14 protein-coding genes are annotated in these 16,884 nt (G+C 58.3%); 7 read left to right on the top strand and 7 right to left on the bottom strand.

Annotated elements, in window-relative coordinates; genetic code table 11:
* Positions 1-2: 2 nt before the first annotated feature.
* Both AC3WS9_RS16155 and AC3WS9_RS16150 read right to left on the bottom strand, forming a co-directional pair.
* Complete coding sequence (locus AC3WS9_RS16155) at positions 3-1,247, bottom strand: mechanosensitive ion channel family protein (RefSeq protein WP_492489315.1); 1,245 nt, start codon at positions 1,245-1,247, stop codon at positions 3-5.
* 77 nt (positions 1,248-1,324) lie between these two features.
* Positions 1,325-2,752, bottom strand: coding sequence for an MFS transporter (locus AC3WS9_RS16150; protein WP_492489313.1), 1,428 nt, complete (start codon positions 2,750-2,752; stop codon positions 1,325-1,327).
* Between the two features lie 107 nt (positions 2,753-2,859).
* On the opposite strand from AC3WS9_RS16150, the gene AC3WS9_RS16145 reads away from it, so the two are divergent.
* Positions 2,860-3,738, top strand: a complete 879-nt coding sequence (locus AC3WS9_RS16145; protein WP_492489311.1) for a helix-turn-helix transcriptional regulator — start codon at positions 2,860-2,862, stop codon at positions 3,736-3,738.
* Between the two features lie 24 nt (positions 3,739-3,762).
* Positions 3,763-4,806: a DUF2157 domain-containing protein gene (locus AC3WS9_RS16140; RefSeq protein WP_492489309.1), complete on the top strand. Its 1,044-nt coding sequence runs from the start codon at positions 3,763-3,765 to the stop codon at positions 4,804-4,806.
* On the opposite strand, the gene nfsB is transcribed toward AC3WS9_RS16140, so the two are convergent.
* From nfsB to AC3WS9_RS16125, 3 genes are all read right to left on the bottom strand, one after another.
* Complete coding sequence (gene nfsB, locus AC3WS9_RS16135) at positions 4,803-5,456, bottom strand: oxygen-insensitive NAD(P)H nitroreductase (protein WP_492489307.1); 654 nt, start codon at positions 5,454-5,456, stop codon at positions 4,803-4,805. The two genes, AC3WS9_RS16140 and nfsB, sit on opposite strands and share 4 nt — an antisense overlap.
* 119 nt (positions 5,457-5,575) lie before the next feature.
* A complete protein-coding gene (locus AC3WS9_RS16130; RefSeq protein ID WP_324723887.1) occupies positions 5,576-5,944 on the bottom strand; it encodes an MmcQ/YjbR family DNA-binding protein in 369 nt (122 codons plus the stop codon).
* The gene (locus AC3WS9_RS16125) at positions 5,934-6,524 is read right to left on the bottom strand and encodes a TetR/AcrR family transcriptional regulator (protein ID WP_282493860.1); all 591 of its coding nucleotides are present in this window, start codon (positions 6,522-6,524) and stop codon (positions 5,934-5,936) included. Before AC3WS9_RS16125 ends, AC3WS9_RS16130 begins: the two co-directional genes overlap by 11 nt.
* Positions 6,525-6,715: 191 nt before the next feature.
* On the opposite strand from AC3WS9_RS16125, the gene AC3WS9_RS16120 reads away from it, so the two are divergent.
* Together AC3WS9_RS16120 and AC3WS9_RS16115 are read left to right on the top strand one after the other, a co-directional pair.
* Entirely contained in the window at positions 6,716-7,819 is a 1,104-nt protein-coding gene (locus tag AC3WS9_RS16120; RefSeq protein ID WP_492489304.1) for an MBL fold metallo-hydrolase, read from the top strand.
* Between the two features lie 35 nt (positions 7,820-7,854).
* Positions 7,855-8,196 carry a RamA family antibiotic efflux transcriptional regulator gene (locus AC3WS9_RS16115; RefSeq protein WP_095284206.1) on the top strand — a complete coding sequence of 114 codons (342 nt, stop codon included), beginning with the start codon at positions 7,855-7,857 and terminating at the stop codon, positions 8,194-8,196.
* A 209-nt stretch (positions 8,197-8,405) separates the two neighbouring features.
* Here AC3WS9_RS16115 and AC3WS9_RS16110 read toward each other — a convergent pair whose 3' ends face one another.
* Positions 8,406-10,550 carry a TonB-dependent siderophore receptor gene (locus AC3WS9_RS16110; RefSeq protein ID WP_492489302.1) on the bottom strand — a complete coding sequence of 715 codons (2,145 nt, stop codon included), beginning with the start codon at positions 10,548-10,550 and terminating at the stop codon, positions 8,406-8,408.
* Between the two features lie 123 nt (positions 10,551-10,673).
* Between AC3WS9_RS16110 and AC3WS9_RS16105 the strand changes: the two genes are divergently transcribed.
* The gene (locus tag AC3WS9_RS16105) at positions 10,674-12,242 is read left to right on the top strand and encodes an alpha/beta hydrolase-fold protein (RefSeq protein WP_492489300.1); all 1,569 of its coding nucleotides are present in this window, start codon (positions 10,674-10,676) and stop codon (positions 12,240-12,242) included.
* Here AC3WS9_RS16105 and AC3WS9_RS16100 read toward each other — a convergent pair.
* On the bottom strand, positions 12,228-12,476 hold the full coding sequence (locus AC3WS9_RS16100) for a DUF1158 domain-containing protein (protein ID WP_102104226.1): 249 nt from the start codon (positions 12,474-12,476) through the stop codon (positions 12,228-12,230). The genes AC3WS9_RS16105 and AC3WS9_RS16100 overlap by 15 nt on opposite strands.
* Positions 12,477-12,975: 499 nt before the next feature.
* Between AC3WS9_RS16100 and AC3WS9_RS16095 the strand changes: the two genes are divergently transcribed.
* On the top strand, positions 12,976-15,669 hold the full coding sequence (locus tag AC3WS9_RS16095) for a cation-transporting P-type ATPase (RefSeq protein ID WP_492489298.1): 2,694 nt from the start codon (positions 12,976-12,978) through the stop codon (positions 15,667-15,669).
* A 135-nt stretch (positions 15,670-15,804) separates the two neighbouring features.
* Positions 15,805-16,884, top strand: coding sequence for an efflux RND transporter periplasmic adaptor subunit (locus tag AC3WS9_RS16090; protein WP_492489296.1), 1,080 nt, complete (start codon positions 15,805-15,807; stop codon positions 16,882-16,884).

Below are 16,884 nucleotides of genomic sequence, written 5' to 3'. Positions count from 1 at the left end.
GGTTATTTCGCGAACGCGTCCGCCAGGGAGCGAATATCGTTCCCGGTGGGCGACTGGTGAATACGCAGACCAAACTCTTCAACCACTGCATAAATATGGTCGAAAATATCCGCCTGAATGGTTTCATATTCTGCCCAGACAACGGTGTTGGTAAACGCATATATCTCAATAGGCAGACCGTTCGCGTCCGGTGCCAGCTGGCGCACCATCAGGGTCATATCTTTACGAATACGCGGGTGGTTACGCAGATATTCATTCAGGTACGCGCGAAACGTTCCAATATTGGTCATCTTGCGCAGATTTAATACCGATTCCCCTTCACCATTTTCCTGATTCCAGAGATGAATTTCCTCGTGACGCGCCGCCATATAAGGCTTGAGCAGTTTGGCCTGAATTAAGCGCTGCTGCTCCTGCTCATCGAGGAAATGAATGCTGGTGGTATCAATGCTCAGGCTGCGCTTAATTCGCCGCCCGCCGGACGCCGACATCCCGCTCCAGTTTTTAAACGAATCCGACACCAGCGCCCAGGTGGGAATGGTGCTGATGGTATTGTCCCAGTTACGCACTTTGACGGTCGTTAAACCAATGTCCGTCACCGCGCCATCCGCGCCGTATTTCGGCATCTCCAGCCAGTCGCCGAGCTTGAGCATGTCGTTTGCCGAGAGCTGAATCCCGGCGACCAGCCCAAGAATAGGATCTTTAAACACCAACATTAACACGGCGGCCATCGCGCCCAGGCCGCTGATCAGAATCGCCGGTGACTGCCCAATCAGCAGGGAGATCATCAGGATCCCAACCAGAATCGCACTCACTAACTTCACGCCCTGGAATATTCCCTTAAGCGGAAGCTGAGAGGCGGTTGCCAGCTTTTGCGACAGATTAAAGATCACATCTAATAACGAGAAGAAGGAGAGAAGGGCATACACCATCACCCACAGTCGGGCGCAGGTGGTTAATATTTCAGCCGCTTCGCTGCCTTTTTGTAGCCACAGCGCCGCCTGCACGTTGACGATAATCCCCTGCAGGGTAAAGGCCAGACGGTGAAATAATTTATTCTGGGTAATGATTTGCAGCCACAAATGGGAACTGGCCTGCGACCGTTTTTCAAACAGACGCAGCACCACTTTGTGCAATATCAGATGGACAATAACGGCGGTGAGTAAAATGATGCCAAAGATTAACACCAGCGAGGTGGTGTGATTAATTTCGATTCCAAGCTCTTCAACCTGAGCAATTAATTCCTGCATAACGTCTCCTGAATATCCTCCTTTTATCATGCAGGCTGCGTGTTTATTATGCAACCCGCGACGCTATGCAGGCGTTTTCAGGATGCGGCAGGCAGCGGACCCGCCTCCAGACGGTGGCGCAGCCACAGGGCAATCCCGCCGAGCGTCAGCATCATCACCACTTCAATGCTCAGAAAACCGATCATCGCCTGCGGATAATGCCCGCCGTTGTGACGCGCAAAGGTCAGGAACAGCGTGCCCAGTATCGCCGGGCCAAGTCCGAGCGTGGCCTGTTGCAGCGTGCTCAGAATGGCGCTGCCTGCACCCGCATCGCAGCTGCTGATATCGCGCATCCCGATCCGGTAGAAGCTGTTGACGATCAGTGCCTGGCCGTAACCGATCAGAATGGTCGCCGGAGCGAGCGTCAGCGCCGTATTCGCCTGGCCGAAGCGCCAGAAGGTAGCGATCAACAGCAGCAGACCGGCGATCTGCACCGTCAGGCCGGTCATCAGAATGCGCCCCATACTGTAGCAGGCGATCAGTTTTGGCGCATACCACGCGGAGACAAAATAAGCCACGCCCAGGGCGATAAAGCTGTTCCCCGACTGCCACGGCGCCATCCCCAGACCGGCCTGCATGGTCAGCGCCATGCAGAACATAAAGCCTGACCAGGCGCTGAAGAACAGCAGGGCGATCACCATCCCGAAGCGAATGCTGGTCAGTTTCAGCAAACGGGGCGGCAGCAGAGGATGCTCGCCGCGCTGCTGCTTACGCATTGCGCTGGCGCGCATCCCCAGCATCAGCGGGATCACCGCGATCAGCGCCAGCTGTAACACCGGCGGCCAGTGGAGTTCCGGCCCGAGGGCCATCGGGAACAGCAGACAGCAGAGGATCACCGCCAACAGCGTGGTGCCCTGCCAGTCAATGCGCGACGGGGTTTCGCGGCGGGTTTCCGGTACGTAGCGGCGGCTCAGGGCCAGCACCAGCAGGCAAATCGGGACGTTAATAAAGAACGCATTTCGCCAGCCTAGCCCGGCGATATCCGCCGATACCAGCCAGCCGCCGCCCATCTGGCCGACGATAAAGGCAATCCCGCCGATCCCGCCAAACAGGCTGATAGCTTTGGCGTGCGCCGTCCCTTTCAGGGTGACGTGCAGCGTGGCGAGGATCTGCGGGACGATCAGCGCCGCGCCCGCACCCTGCAACACGCGAGCGCCCAGCAGTTGCTCCACGCTTCCCGCCATGCCGCACAGCAGCGACGCGATACCAAACGCGGCCACGCCCCACATAAACATACGACGGCGACCGAGGTTATCGCCGAGCTTACTCCCCAGGGCGAGACAGACGGCAAAGGCGACGCCGTACAGGGCGACAATCAGCTCCAGTTCGGTGGCGGTGGCGTGCAGCGAATGAGTGATCGAATTCAGCGCCACGTTGGTGATTGAGGTATCAATCAGCGGCAGCATCTGGCCCGTGAGCAGCAATATCAGGCCTGCGCGACCCGGTGAAACAACAGACGTATTCATGGTGACTCCATTGCGTCATTCAGCAGATGGACGTAGCATCACCGATATCAAAAACGGGTACCAGTTCTTGCTTATACTGGTACTGGCACTACCACGCAGGGGGCCGTATGACGCTGATGACCGAACCCACTTCCTCCTTACAGGACGATAACCGCAAGCAGCTCGGAGCCTTTTTACGCGCGCGCCGCGAAAGCCTCGACCCGCAGCGCCTCGGCCTGCCGCGCAGCGGTCGCCGTCGCACGCCAGGATTGCGCCGGGAAGAGGTGGCAATGCTGGCGGATGTCGGCGTGACCTGGTACACCTGGCTTGAGCAGGGGAGGGACGTGAACCCTTCCAGCGCGGTGATGGTCGCCGTGGCGAAAGCCCTGCAGTGCACCGCGACCGAAACCCGGCACCTGTTTGTGCTGGCGGGGCTGCCACCGGGCGAAGCGCCGCAGCAGGTGGCGTGCGAGGGGATCAGCGAGGGGACGCGGCGTCTGCTCGACACCCTGATGCCGAAACCGGCCAGCATCCAGAAACCTAACTTCGATATCGTGGCGTGGAACGACAGTTTCGGCCATCTGATGGGCGTGGATTTTAATGCCATCCCGCCCGAAGATCGTAACTGCATCTACCTCTTCCTGACCCATCCGGCGTGGCGTAGTCGGCTCGGCAAACGCGACGACGTGCTGCCGATTTTTGTCTCCTATTTCCGCGCAGCAATGGCCGAGCACCGCGGCGACCCGCAGTGGGAAGCGCAGCTGGCGCGTTTTTTTGCCGTCTCCGAAGAGTTCGAAGCCCTGTGGCATCAGCGCTATGACGTGCGCGGCGTGGAAAATCAGCTGAAACTTTTTAGTCACCCCAAACTGGGGGATTTCCAGCTCCAGCAGATGTACTGGTACTCCGCCCCACGCAATGGCTCGCGGCTGCTGGTCTATCTCCCGGTGGACGACGCCGGCGAACATGCGCTCAGCTGGCTGGCGCAACAGGCTGTTATACTCAGTTAAATTTCACTCATTCAGGGACAGAACATGAACGTGACTCGCAAACAGGAGCGTCTGCTCAAGCGCGCGCTCGCCGAATGGGAGCAGGAAGGCGCGCTCAGTGCCGACGAGCACCAGCGGCTGGCGGGCAGCTTAAAACGCGTGGCGATGGACTGGCAGCGGCTCAGCCGTTACGCCTTCTGGACCGCGCTGGCCTGCGTGATTATCGCCTTCGGCAGCCTGTTTGCCGACAGCGAGCTGATGGAACGCATCATCGCCTTTTTCTCTTTCTCATCCGTTGCCCGTATCGGCCTGCCTGCCGTGCTGGCCCTGGTCTTTTATCTCTGGGGATTCAGCCGTCAGCGGCGGGAAACCCAGTGGCATTACAGCACCGAAGCGATCCTCTTTCTGGGCGTGCTCTTCACCGCCCTCGCCCTGTGGCAACTGGGCGAGCGGCTGGATAACGGCAGCGGACACATCGCGCCGCTGTTCCTCGCGGGCTGCGCTGTTTACGGGCTGGTGGGGTTCTTTGGGCGTTCGGGGCTGGTGTGGCTCTTTTTCCTGCTCTCGCTCGGCAACTGGTTTGGCGCTGAAACCGGGTATATGTCCGGCTGGGGCGCTTACTGGCTGGGAATGAACTACCCGGTGCGCTTTATCTTCTTCGGCGGGGCGCTGCTGGCGCTGTGCTGGTGGCTTCGCGCGATGCTCATCAAACGCAACCTGTACACCACCAGTAAAGCGATGGGGCTGACCTACCTGTTTGTCGCCCTGTGGATTATGTCGATTTTTGGCAATTACGATATCGACAACTGGTACGGCGTCACCCGCGCCGCGCTGCTGCCGTGGGCGTTGCTTTTCGCCGTCGCCGCCATTGTCTGCATCTACATCAGCCTGAAAACCGACGACGGCATGCTCCGCGGTTTTGGCCTGACGTTCCTCGCCATCAACCTCTATACCCGCTATTTCGAATACTTCTGGGACGGCATGAATAAGGTGATTTTCTTCCTGATCCTGGCGGCGTCACTGGCGGTGATAGGGCGGTATGCGGAGAGGATTTGGCACGCCGGAACCCAGCGTGCCAGCGTCGATTAGCACTCAGTAATAATCGTGCTCAACGGCAGACGGGATTTTGGCAGGGACGCGTTGAAGTCTTCCATGCTGTGGTGTCCCACCGGCACCACCACCAGGCTGGTGAAGCCCTGTGCTTTCAGGCCGAACTCTTCGTCGAGGATCGCGGCGTCAAAGCCTTCGATTGGCACAGCATCCAGACCCAGCGCACCCACGCCGAGCAGGAAGTTACCGACGTTCAGGTAAACCTGTTTCGCCATCCACTGATCGTCATCTTTCAGATCGACGCGGTGCATGTCAGCAAAGTAGCAGCGGCCTTTGTGGTTCGCGGCTTTTGCTTCTGGCGTCGCAAAACGGCCGTCGGCCTCTTCCTGATCCACCACGCGCTCCAGCCACGCATCGTCCATCGCGGTTTTCGCGCAGAACACCACTACGTGGGACGCATCCAGCATTTTGCGTTCGTTAAAGACATAAGTGCCTGACGCGGATTTCGCCACGCGCGCTTTGCCCTCTTCGGTGCTGGCCACGATGAAATGCCATGGCTGAGAGTTGGTGCTGGACGGGCTGAACTGCAGCAGGGTTTTGATTTTTTCGGCCTGCTCTGCGGTCAGTTTTTTAGCGGGATCGAATGCCTTGGTCGAGTGACGCTTCAGGGCAACTTCAATAATATCCATAACGACTCCTGGTGAATAAAATCGCCGTTCACAGGCGAGAAAGGGAAGCAGATTACAAGGGAGAATGGGAAAAGATAAGTGCGATTAATGCGCTTAAACCGTTCGTCTGAGACGAACAATTAGACCGGGCGGATACGCTTCTGATCTTTTTTCGGCAGCTTATCCACCACCAGATTCCACGAGTCGAGCACCAGATCCGCCACCAGTTCTGGCGTGATATCGTCGGCGGCGTAGAGGGAGATCCAGTGCTTTTTATTCAGGTGATAGCCCGGTTCGATGCCGCGATAGATCTGCTGATTGAGCAGCGATTTTTCCGGATCGGATTTCAGGCTGACGTGCGCCCGCCCGTGGGCGACCGCCATAATCATGAACATCTTACCGTTGACCTTAAACACGTCGTACTCCGGGCCAAACGGCCAGCAGTGTTCGGTGAAAGGCAACTCCAGCGCGACGCTTTTTGCGTGCTCCTGCAGGGATTTACTGTCCATTCACGTCCTCAATGGCGAGCGCGCGCCACATGGATTCAAAGCCCAGGGATTTAAAATCCGCGGCGCGGGACGGATCGCGGGTGGCGAATTCCATCGTCGTTTCGGCCAGCGATAAGAAAATCGCATCGCCGAAGGTGCGAAACTCATCGGACATGAATACCTGACGCACGGATCGGCGGCACAGCTCGTGCAGTTCCGGGAACATCTCATGCACCGCCTGTTCGGTTTCGGCGTTGATCTTCTCGCTCACGCCGAGCTGGCGGATCGCGCCGTGGGCGACAGGGTTGCGAATGCCCCAGTCCACGTAGCTGTTCCAGATATTGCGGGTATGTTCTTTCGGGGTGCTAATGGCGCGGTCCAGGTTCGCCAGCATGGTCTGGCAAAGATCCTGTTTCAGGTGCAGATAGAGGGCGTTCAGCAGGTCGTCTTTGGTGGCAAAATAACGAAACAGGGTCCCTTCCGCGACGCCCGCGTTACGGGCGATCAACGCCGTCGATGCCGCAATCCCTGACTGCGCAAATGCAGCGGTTGCTGCTTCCAGTAACGCCTGTCTTTTATCTTCACTCTTCGGACGTGCCACTAAAATTCCCCTCCTGTCAATGTGTAAAACCCTGATTGAAACATGCTCTTTGCCACGCTGCAACGCGGAATGTCAAAGATCGAAAACGTCTTGACGACTTTATCATCATATCTATAATGAGTGCTTACTCACTCATAATCAAGTTCAACCCGCGCAAACCATCGGAAGGGGGCGCGTATTCGGGTCAGGATATGAAGAAGCCTCTTTTTCTTAGCGTGGTGTTTGTCATGATTATCGCAACAGCTGCCAGTTTGCCCTTTGTTTTAAACGCCGGTTTTGGCCAGCCGCCGCAGGGCGCGCAGCTCAGTGAAGTGGAGGCCTCTCCTCATTATCGCGACGGTCAGTTCCACAATACGCTGCCGACACCGGGCTATAACGGCGACAAAAATATGCTGGTGGCGATGTGGGAGTTTCTGGTCAGCAAAACGGAAAACGCCCGTCCCGCTCAGCCCCTGCCGCTGGTGAAAACCGATCTGGCGGCGATTCCGCTGGAGCAGGACACGCTGGTCTGGCTCGGGCACTCGTCCTGGTATTTGCAGCTGGCGGGAAAACGCATTCTGATCGATCCAGTCTTTAGCAACTACGCTGCGCCGTTTTCATTCCTCAACAAAGCCTTTGCCGGGGAATACCCGTGGCGCGCGGAAACGATGCCGGAGATCGACCTGCTGATCATTTCGCACGATCACTACGATCACCTCGATTACGCCACCATCAAAGCGCTGATGCCGAAAGTGAAACGCGTGGTGACGCCGCTCGGTGTCGGATCGCACCTGCGCTACTGGGGGATGAACCCGGAGATCATCGACGAACGCGACTGGAATCAGTCGGTGCGCATCAGCGATGACCTGACCGTGCATGTGTTACCCGCGCGCCATTTCTCGGGCCGGGGCCTGAAACGTAATCAGACCCTATGGGGCAGTTTTATGTTCGTCACGCCGGAGCAGAAGGTCTACTACAGCGGTGATTCCGGCTATGGGCCGCACTTCAAAGCGATTGGCGAGCAGTTCGGCGGGGTGGATCTGGCGATCATGGAGAACGGTCAGTACGACCAGGACTGGAAATACATTCATATGTTGCCGGAAGAGACCGCGCAGGCCGCCGCGGATATCAATGCGAAAGCGGTGGTGCCGGGCCATTACGGACGTTTTGTGCTGGCGAAACACAGCTGGAACGACCCGGTGATACAACTGACGCGCGCGAGTGCCGATAAAAATTACCGTCTGTTGACGCCGGAGCTGGGCGAGCCGGTCCGGGTGAATGACGCAACGCAGCAATTTCGTGAGTGGTGGAAATAATGTTTAACCGACAGGTATCAGAGGGGGAGAACAGCATGACTATTTCCGCTCAGGTCATCGACACCATCGTCGAGTGGATCGACGACAATCTTCATCAGCCGCTGCGCATCGAGGAGATCGCCCGCCACGCGGGGTATTCCAAATGGCATTTGCAGCGGTTGTTTATGCAGTACAAGGGCGAAAGTCTGGGGCGGTATATTCGCGAGCGCAAACTGCTGCTGGCGGCGAAGGATCTGCGTGAGTCGGACGAGCGGGTGTATGACATTTGTCTGCGCTACGGGTTTGATTCCCAGCAGACCTTTACGCGGATTTTTACCCGCACGTTCAATCAGCCGCCGGGAGCGTACCGCAAAGAGAATCATAGTCGGACGCATTGATTTTTGCGGCCAACGCCCGGTGGCGCTGCGCTTACCGGGCCTACGATTCGGAGCATTTGAATTTGTAGGCCGGGTAAGGCGAAGCCGCCACCCGGCACAAAAACCGCACCGAACCAGTAGGCCGGGTAAGGCGAAGCCGCCACCCGGCACAAAGACCGCACCGAACCAGTAGGCCGGGTAAGGCGAAGCCGCCACCCGGCAATCACTCACTACCAGCGATAATTCACCGTCGCCGTCACCGTACGACCAATCCCGTAGAAACACGCCGTATCGCTGGCGCAGGACGCCACATACTTGGTATCCGCCACGTTATTGACGTTGAACTGCACGCTCGCCCCTTTCAGGCTGCTGCTCAGTTCGCCCAGCTCATAGCTCATCATCGCGTCATACAGATCCACCGACGCCACCTTAAAGGTATTTTTCGCATCGCCATAGCTGGTGCCGATGTAGCGCATCCCGACGCCAGCGGTCAGGCTTTTCAGCGCGCCGCCCGGTACCGTATAGCTGGCGAAGGCCGACGCCATGTGCGCCGGAATACGCGCCGGGGTCTTACCTTCGGTGCCCGCCACCGTGGTGCTCTGGGTTTCCGCGTCGGTGTAGGTATAAGAACCAATCAGGTTGATGCTATCCATCAGCGTCGAATGAATCTCCGCCTCCACCCCTTTGGAGCGCACTTCGCCCGCGTTTTCGAACCAGCCCTGAGCGCTGTTGTAGGTCGCCACGTTGCTCTGGGTCAGATCGTACAGCGCCAGGGTCATCAGCGTCGAATCCACCGGCTGATACTTCAGGCCGATTTCGGTCTGTTTCCCGGTGGTCGGTTTAAACGGCGCCACGCCCGGCGCGCGGTTGGTTTGCAGGCTTGGCTCGAAAGAGGTGCTGTAGCTGACGTACGGCGACAGACCGAAATCGAACGCGTAGAGCAGGCCGGTACGCCAGGTGAACTTGTTATCGTTCTGCTGCGTCGGCGCGCTGCCGGTGAAATCAGTGGTACGCACTTCGGTCCAGTCGTAGCGCCCGGACACCAGCCACTCCCAGTTATTCCAGCTCAGCTGATCCTGTAAATAGACGCCCATCTGGTCGAGGTTTTGCTGCTCGTCCGTCGCTTTGCTGAAGGTACTCTCATCGACGTTGATGCCATACACCGGCTTCGTCCAGTCGAGGTCATACTGCGTCCCCATCCCGCGCTCCAGCAACTGCTTGTCTTTGCTGGTTTTATAATCCAGCCCGCCGAGCAGCGTGTGGTTCACCTCGCCGGTCGCAAACAGGGATTCCAGCTGGTTATCAATGCCAAACTCGTTGGTGGTGCGCTCTTCGTGCTGGGCGCGACGGGTCAGCACCGTGCTGTCTGCGGCGCTGTTGGCGTACACCAGATAACGATATTTCTGTTTGATAGAGGCGTAACGGGCGTTCTGGCGGAAGGTGAGGTTATCGGCAAACTGATGCTCCAGCTCGTAGCCGATCATGGTCTGTTCGCGCCAGGACTGGTTGTAATTCGGATCGCTGACGTTAAAGTCGCGCGGGATGTAACGCCCGTTGGCGCTGGTCACGGTGCCGTAAGCGGGCAGGAAGTTGCGATAGCCCGCGTCAGGATCTTTCTGGTAGCTGGTCAGCAGGGTGAAGCGCGTCTGATCGTTTGGATACCAGGTGATCGCCGGAGCAATCGCCATCCGCGTCTCTTTGTAATCTTCCACCTGGTTGTGCTGGGTGCGCGCAATCCCGTTCACGCGATACAGCACGCGGCCGTCGTCGCTCAGCGGCCCGCCGAAATCAAATGCCCCTTCGGCCAAATCGTGATTCCCGGTGCGGAACTGCACGTTGTGAATCGGCTCGCTGGTCGGGCGCTTGCTGGTCATGCTGATTAATCCGCCAGGATTCACCTGACCAAACAGCACCGAGGCCGGGCCGCGCACCAGTTCGACGCGCTCCAGCAGCCAGGGATCGACCGTGCCGGTTTGCGAGGAGGCGGTCGCGCCGAAGCTCAGTCCGTCGAGGAATTTCGGCACGTAGCTAAAGCCGCGGACGAACACTTCATCGTTACGGTTCGACGACCCGCGGTATTCCGTAAACACCCCGGCGGAGTAGCGCAGCGCCTGTGACACGGACGTGACATCGAGCTGTTCCATCTGATCGCGGGTGATCACCGAAACCGACTGCGGCGTTTTCACGAGCTCGGCGCTGGTTTTGGTTGCGGAAAGGGTTTTCGTCGCCACGATCCCCTTCACCGGCGCGGTCGGCTCCTGACTGGCACCCGCCGTCACCACTACGGTTTCTTCTTTTGTTTCTGCCTGAGCCGCCACGCTGACGGCGGCAAGGCTCAGGAGCCAGAGTTGCATTATCTTATTCTTTTTAAACATTTTTATTGAAATCCCTTAATTGCTATCGCCATAAAAACACCCTAATAACGGCGTAGATGATATTGCAAATTATTACCATTTGCATTAGCGTTGTTAACAAATTTCGCAAGGGAACGAGTCGGCATGAAAAGGGCGTGGAGTGGGTTGCTGTTAGGGATAAGTACGCTGCCAGCGCTGGCGGCAACGTGCGAGCATCCTTCCATTCAGGGTGAACAGAACGGGAAATTTGATGCCAGCGGCGAGGTCTGTTTTGTCCTGCCCGCGCTCGATGAAAACTACGTCTCTGCGACGCTCAGCGGCGTAACGGATGCGAAGCTGCTGGACGGACAAAACCGCCGGATTCGCACGCTGATTGATAAGGGCCCCAGCGACGGCGAGCACTCGCTGCTGTTTGCGCTCCCGGTGCAGCAGAGCACCTCGCTGGTGTTGCACGGAGAAGAGGGCAAGCCGTGGCGCTTTACGTGGCGGATGAAAGAGACCTCGCCGCTCGCACGCACGCAGATGCTCGAGCCCGAAAGCCCGACGCTGCAAAAACTGGCTCAGACGATTGCTGCCGGTGGGAGTACTGATGCGTTCTGGCAGACGCAAATTCGGCAGGGAACGCCGATGGTGGAGCCGGTCGATGCTGGCCACAAGCGCGTCACTTTTTTGTGGCGCGGCGCGCGGGATAACGTCTTTCTTCTCGGCTCGCCCGCGGGCGATCACGATCCCCTGTTTCGCCTCGGCAAAACCGACGTCTGGTTCCGCAGCTACGTGGTGCCTGCGGACACGCTCATGCAGTACAAACTGGCCCCGGACGTGCCGCGCGTGGAAGGCAGCTCGCGCGATCAGCGCCGCGCCATTCTGGTGAGCGCCCAGGCCGATCCGCTCAATCCGCAAACCTACGGCAATCAACAGGCCGATCGCTGGAACCGCTATTCGCTGCTCGATCTCAGCCCGGCGCGCTATTGCACGGCCCAGGCCGCTGCACAGCCGCTGACCCACGGTTCGCTCACGCGTCAGCCCTTTGCCAGCAAGATCCTCGGTAACTCCCGGGAAGTGATGATTTACAAACCGCGCGGCGCACAGCCCGCGCGCTGGACGCTGATCCTGTTCGACGGGCAGGTTTATCAGGATGAGTACCATTTTGCCAACGTGCTCGACGGGCTGATTGCCCGTCATCATCTTCCGCCGATCAACGTGGTGTTTATCGACAGCCTCGATCACCCCCGTCGCGGTAAAGAGCTGCCGCCGAACCCGGATTACGCCGATTTTATGGGGCAGGAATTATTGCCGTGGCTGCGCGGGCAGGGGATAGCGCTGCAGCGGAAAAAGACGGTGCTGGCGGGGTCGAGCTACGGCGGGATTGCGTCGTCGTGGGTGGCGCTGCGCTATCCGCACCTGTTCGGCAACGTGCTGAGTTTGTCGGGATCCTACTGGTGGGCACCGAAAGAGGAGGCGCCGGGCTGGCTCACGCGTCAGTATCAGCACTCGCCGCCGTATCCGATTCGTTTCTGGCTACAGGCCGGTCGGTTCGAAACCTCCGGGCCGGGGGGCGGGATCTATCGCAACACCGAAGCGTTCGAGCAGGTGTTACGCGAGAAAGGGTACCGCGTGAGCTTCCACCCGTGGTCGAGCGGCCACGATTACGCGGCCTGGTGCGAAGCACTCATTCACGGGATGCGCGATTTCACGGGCTTACGCAGCCAGTGAGAACCAGCGGCGCCAGATGAAACGCAGGACGAAAAATTCAATGGCGCCGAGCAGGATAAACCACAGGCAGAACACCAGGGTGTAGAGCTGGTTCAGATCCATGAGGTGAAACAGCGCGACCAGTTTTTGCGCCAGCGCCAGTCCAAACGACGGCGCGGGCAGCAGCAGGCAGGAGAGCAGCGCCATCAGCAAAATGCCTCCTGCCGTCAACAGCGATTCCAGTGGGTGTTTCATATCAATGTTAATTGTCAGTTAAAAAAGTTATTGTCCGGCATCCTGCAACGTAAAGCAATATCATCCCGAAATAGACTTCCCGGAGAACAAAACAATAAATATTCCGGGAATATTCCGTATTTAATTAAACCTGCAATGAATGAATTCAATTATTCTCTGGTTATGTAAATAACTGTCATCATCAGGCAAGTAATTTTACAAATGTATAAGTGCTATATCCAATTAACGTCGCAATAACAATGGCAACAACTATGTACAAAGCCAGGCGGCGCCCGCGATAAATCCCAAACATGCTCTCTCCTCGTTTAGATTGCGTTTAGAAATATTTTGTAAAAATCATCTCATCGAAATATTGAATATCTGTTTTGAATAACCCGGCGCTAATTATATTGCGGTAGAAAAATTTCCACCGCAAGAATTAACACCAGCAAAAACGAATTTATTAAAGCCAGAAAGGAATTCAGGCTTCCGTCCACCGGAAATTGAAGGAAATGCCTCCATGACCAAAATGACTCACTCCCAGAACCGGCCATACCAGCAGACCGTCGAGCAGGTACTGGCGCAAAAAAAGAGCCAGGCTAACGGGCTGGACCGTGCCGAAGCGCAGGCCCGTTTGCAGCAGTATGGCCCCAACGCCCTTCCTGAGAAAAAAGGCAAACCGGCCTGGTTACGTTTTCTCGCCCATTTTAATGATGTGCTGATTTATGTTCTGCTCGCCGCCGCGGTATTAACCGCCGTGATGGGCCACTGGGTCGATACGCTGGTGATTCTCGGCGTGGCCGTTATCAATGCCTTAATTGGTCACGTTCAGGAAAGTAATGCGGAAAAATCACTGCAGAGTATTCGCAATATGCTCTCAAGCGATGCGCGCGTCATTCGTAACGGTGCCCATGAGACGATTCCAACGACGGATATTGTGCCGGGCGATATTATTGTCCTGCGCGCCGGGGATCGTATTCCGGCGGATATGCGTCTGATTGAGGCGCATAATTTACGCGTCGAAGAGGCGATTCTGACCGGTGAATCCACTGTCGTGGATAAACACACCAATCCGTTATCCGGCGACTTATCGCTGGGCGATCGCACTAACCTGGTGTTCTCCGGGACCACCGTGAGCGCCGGTGGTGGCGTGGGCGTGGTTATTGCCACCGGTCAGGATACGGAGCTGGGCCACATCAACCAGATGATGGCCGGGATTGAAAAGCACCGCACGCCGCTGCTGGTGCAGATGGACAAGCTCGGTAAAGCGATCTTCGCCATTATTCTGGCGATGATGGCGGCGCTGTTTATCTTCAGCCTGGTGTTCCGCGACATTCCGATGGGCGAGCTGTTGCTCTCCCTGATTAGCCTGGCGGTGGCCTCCGTGCCGGAAGGTCTGCCAGCGATTATCTCGATTATCCTGTCGCTGGGCGTTCAGGCGATGGCGCGCAAAAAAGCGATTATCCGCAAGCTGCCTACCGTTGAAACCCTGGGGGCGATGACCGTGGTCTGCTCGGATAAAACCGGCACCCTGACCATGAACGAAATGACGGTCAAAGCGATCATCACCGCCGACAGCTGCTACCGCGTGGAAGGCAACAGCTACGAGCCAGTGGGCCACATCTATCTGGAAGGCAGCGACGAGCCGGTGCACATTCAGCAGGGTACGGTGCTGGAGCACTACCTGCGCACCATCGACCTGTGCAACGACAGCCAGATTATTCAGGACGAGCGCGGCCTGTGGGGCATCACCGGCGGGCCGACGGAAGGGGCGCTGAAAGTGCTGGCCGCCAAAGCGAATCTCGCGCCGGTCATGACCACTCTGGTTAACAAGATCCCGTTCGACTCGCAGTACAAGTACATGAGCACCCACTATCAGATTGGCAGTGAGGAGCAGATCCTGGTCACCGGTGCGCCGGACGTGATTTTCGCCCTGTGCGACCAGCAAGAGACCCGCCACGGTACCGCCGCCTTTGACCGCGCGTACTGGGAAGCCGAGATGGAGCGCTATGCGCGTCAGGGCCTGCGCATGGTCGCCGCCGCCTTCAAACCTGCGGCAGTGGATCAGCAGAGTCTGAGCCACGACGACCTGAGCAGCGGGCTGATCTTCCTCGGTATCGCCGGGATGATGGACCCACCGCGTCCGGAGGCCATCGACGCCATCCACGCCTGTCAGCAGGCCGGGATCCGCGTGAAGATGATCACCGGCGACCACCCGCAGACCGCAATGAGCATCGGTCAGATGCTGGGCATCACCAACAGCGCCCAGGCCGTCACCGGCTATCAGCTGGAGAAGATGGACGACGCCGAGCTGGCAGAGGCGGCAGTCGAGTTCGACATCTTTGCCCGTACCAGCCCGGAGCATAAGCTGCGCCTGGTGAAAGCGCTGCAGGAGAAGGGCGAGATCGTCGGCATGACCGGCGACGGCGTGAACGACGCACCCGCGCTGCGTCAGGCGGATGTCGGGATCGCGATGGGCATCAAAGGCACAGAAGTGACCAAAGAAGCCGCCGATATGGTTCTGACGGACGACAACTTCGCCACTATCGCGAGTTCGGTGAAAGAGGGGCGTCGCGTCTACGACAACCTGAAGAAAACGATTCTGTTCATCATGCCAACCAACCTGGCGCAGGGTTTGCTGATTGTGATTGCGCTGCTGGCGGGGAACATTATTCCGCTGACGCCGGTGCTGATTCTGTGGATGAACATGGCGACCTCCGCCACGCTCTCCTTCGGCCTGGCCTTTGAAGCCGCCGAGCGCAACATCATGAAGCGTCCGCCGCGTCAGACCGGCCAACACGTGATGGACGCCTTCGCCGTCTGGCGCGTGGCCTTCGTCGGCACCATGATTGCGATTGCGGCCTTTGCGCTGGAAGCCTGGCTCGCACCGCGCGGCCACAGCGCCGAGTTCATCCGCACCGTGCTGCTGCAGATGCTGGTGTGTGCCCAGTGGGTCTACATGATTAACTGCCGCAACAGCAACGGCTTCTCCCTGAACCGTGGTCTGCTGGCGAACAAAGGCATCTGGCTGGTAACGGGCGTGCTGTTCCTGCTGCAGGTGGCGATTATCTACCTGCCGTTTATGCAGATGCTGTTCGGCACCGAAGCCCTGCCGCTGCGCTACTGGGGGATTACCCTGGCGATGGCTGGCGTGATGTTCTTCATCGTCGAGATTGAGAAGCGACTGACCCGCAGGTTCCGTAAGGCTGCATAACTTTTGCCCTCACCCTAACCCTCTCCCACGGGGAGAGGGGACTCTAACCTCCTTCTCACTTGGGGAAGGGACTCTGACCTCCCTCTCCCCTGGGGAGAGGGCCGGGGTGAGGGGCACAAACACCGAGGATCCCCCATGAAATCCACCTTCCTGCGCACCGCTCTGGCGGCAGCACTCCTTTCCTGCACCCTGCAAACCGCCATGGCTGCCGCTATTCCGGTGCGTGTCGCCGTGATTGAAGAGACCACCCACGCCGCCGAGCGCCAGATCCCAGGCCGCGTCGAAGCGATCCACACGGTAGAACTGCGGGCGCGCACGGAAGGGGCCATCGCCAAAATCCATTTCCGCGACGGGCAATATGTCAAACAGGGCGACCTGCTGTTCGAACTCGATGACGCCGAAGCGCGCGCGGCGGTGCGTCTGGCCGAGGCCGAAGTGAAAAGCGCCGAAGCTACCCTGCGCCAGGCGCAGCAGCAGCTCACGCGCTTTCAAAGCCTGAAAACCGGGAACGCCATCAGCCGTAACGACGTAGACAACGCCCAGATGCAACGCGACGTGGCCCGCGCCGCGCTGGCCCAGGCCAACGCCCGCCTCGAGGCGCGCAACGTCACACTCGGGTTTACCCGCATCACATCCCCCATCACGGGCCGCATGGGGCACAGCAACTTCCACGAAGGCAGCGTGGTGAATCCAGCGAGCGGCACGCTGGTGGAAGTGGTGCAACTCGACCCGATCCGTATCGCCTTCGCTCTCGAAGAGCGGGCGTTTGCCGCCAAAGCCGGGCTGCATACGGATATCACCTCCCTGAAACAGGCCTGGCTGCCGCAAATTCAGAACGGGGAACAGCGGGAAAACGGCATCCTGGTCTCGGTGGATAACCGCATCGATCCCCGTACCGCCAGCGTCATGCTGCGCGCCGAGTTTGCCAATCCGCAGCACCGCCTGCTGCCGGGCGGGAATGTAAATCTCTGGCTGCGTCCGCAGAGTGAACACGAGGCGCTGGTGATCCCGGCCGCGGCGGTTCAGCAAAACGGCTTCGGGTTTTTCACCTGGGTGGTGAATGACGACGGAAAAGCGGAAAAACGCACCCTGACGCTCGGCGGTCAGGTCGGCCAAATGCTGGCGGTAAAAAGCGGCATCAAAGCCAACGAGCGCGTGGTCACCGATGGTGCGCCGCGCTTACAGCCCGGTGCGGCTGTCCAGATTCTCAATTAA

The organism is Lelliottia sp. EB106-05-01-XG201 (assembly GCF_058791735.1).
Note: the sequence above shows the minus strand (reverse complement) of the source record. Positions and strands in the feature narration are given on the sequence as shown.

What these genes read in the sequence shown, in the direction of transcription:
- AC3WS9_RS16155 (WP_492489315.1), bottom strand. Translation starts at nt 1,247, where the DNA reads ATGCAGGAATTAATTGCTCAGGTTGAAGAGCTTGGAATCGAAATTAAT.
- AC3WS9_RS16150 (WP_492489313.1), bottom strand. Translation starts at nt 2,752, where the DNA reads ATGAATACGTCTGTTGTTTCACCGGGTCGCGCAGGCCTGATATTGCTG.
- AC3WS9_RS16145 (WP_492489311.1), top strand. Translation starts at nt 2,860, where the DNA reads ATGACGCTGATGACCGAACCCACTTCCTCCTTACAGGACGATAACCGC.
- AC3WS9_RS16140 (WP_492489309.1), top strand. Translation starts at nt 3,763, where the DNA reads ATGAACGTGACTCGCAAACAGGAGCGTCTGCTCAAGCGCGCGCTCGCC.
- nfsB (WP_492489307.1), bottom strand. Translation starts at nt 5,456, where the DNA reads ATGGATATTATTGAAGTTGCCCTGAAGCGTCACTCGACCAAGGCATTC.
- AC3WS9_RS16130 (WP_324723887.1), bottom strand. Translation starts at nt 5,944, where the DNA reads ATGGACAGTAAATCCCTGCAGGAGCACGCAAAAAGCGTCGCGCTGGAG.
- AC3WS9_RS16120 (WP_492489304.1), top strand. Translation starts at nt 6,716, where the DNA reads ATGAAGAAGCCTCTTTTTCTTAGCGTGGTGTTTGTCATGATTATCGCA.
- AC3WS9_RS16115 (WP_095284206.1), top strand. Translation starts at nt 7,855, where the DNA reads ATGACTATTTCCGCTCAGGTCATCGACACCATCGTCGAGTGGATCGAC.
- AC3WS9_RS16110 (WP_492489302.1), bottom strand. Translation starts at nt 10,550, where the DNA reads ATGTTTAAAAAGAATAAGATAATGCAACTCTGGCTCCTGAGCCTTGCC.
- AC3WS9_RS16105 (WP_492489300.1), top strand. Translation starts at nt 10,674, where the DNA reads ATGAAAAGGGCGTGGAGTGGGTTGCTGTTAGGGATAAGTACGCTGCCA.
- AC3WS9_RS16100 (WP_102104226.1), bottom strand. Translation starts at nt 12,476, where the DNA reads ATGAAACACCCACTGGAATCGCTGTTGACGGCAGGAGGCATTTTGCTG.
- AC3WS9_RS16095 (WP_492489298.1), top strand. Translation starts at nt 12,976, where the DNA reads ATGACCAAAATGACTCACTCCCAGAACCGGCCATACCAGCAGACCGTC.
- AC3WS9_RS16090 (WP_492489296.1), top strand. Translation starts at nt 15,805, where the DNA reads ATGAAATCCACCTTCCTGCGCACCGCTCTGGCGGCAGCACTCCTTTCC.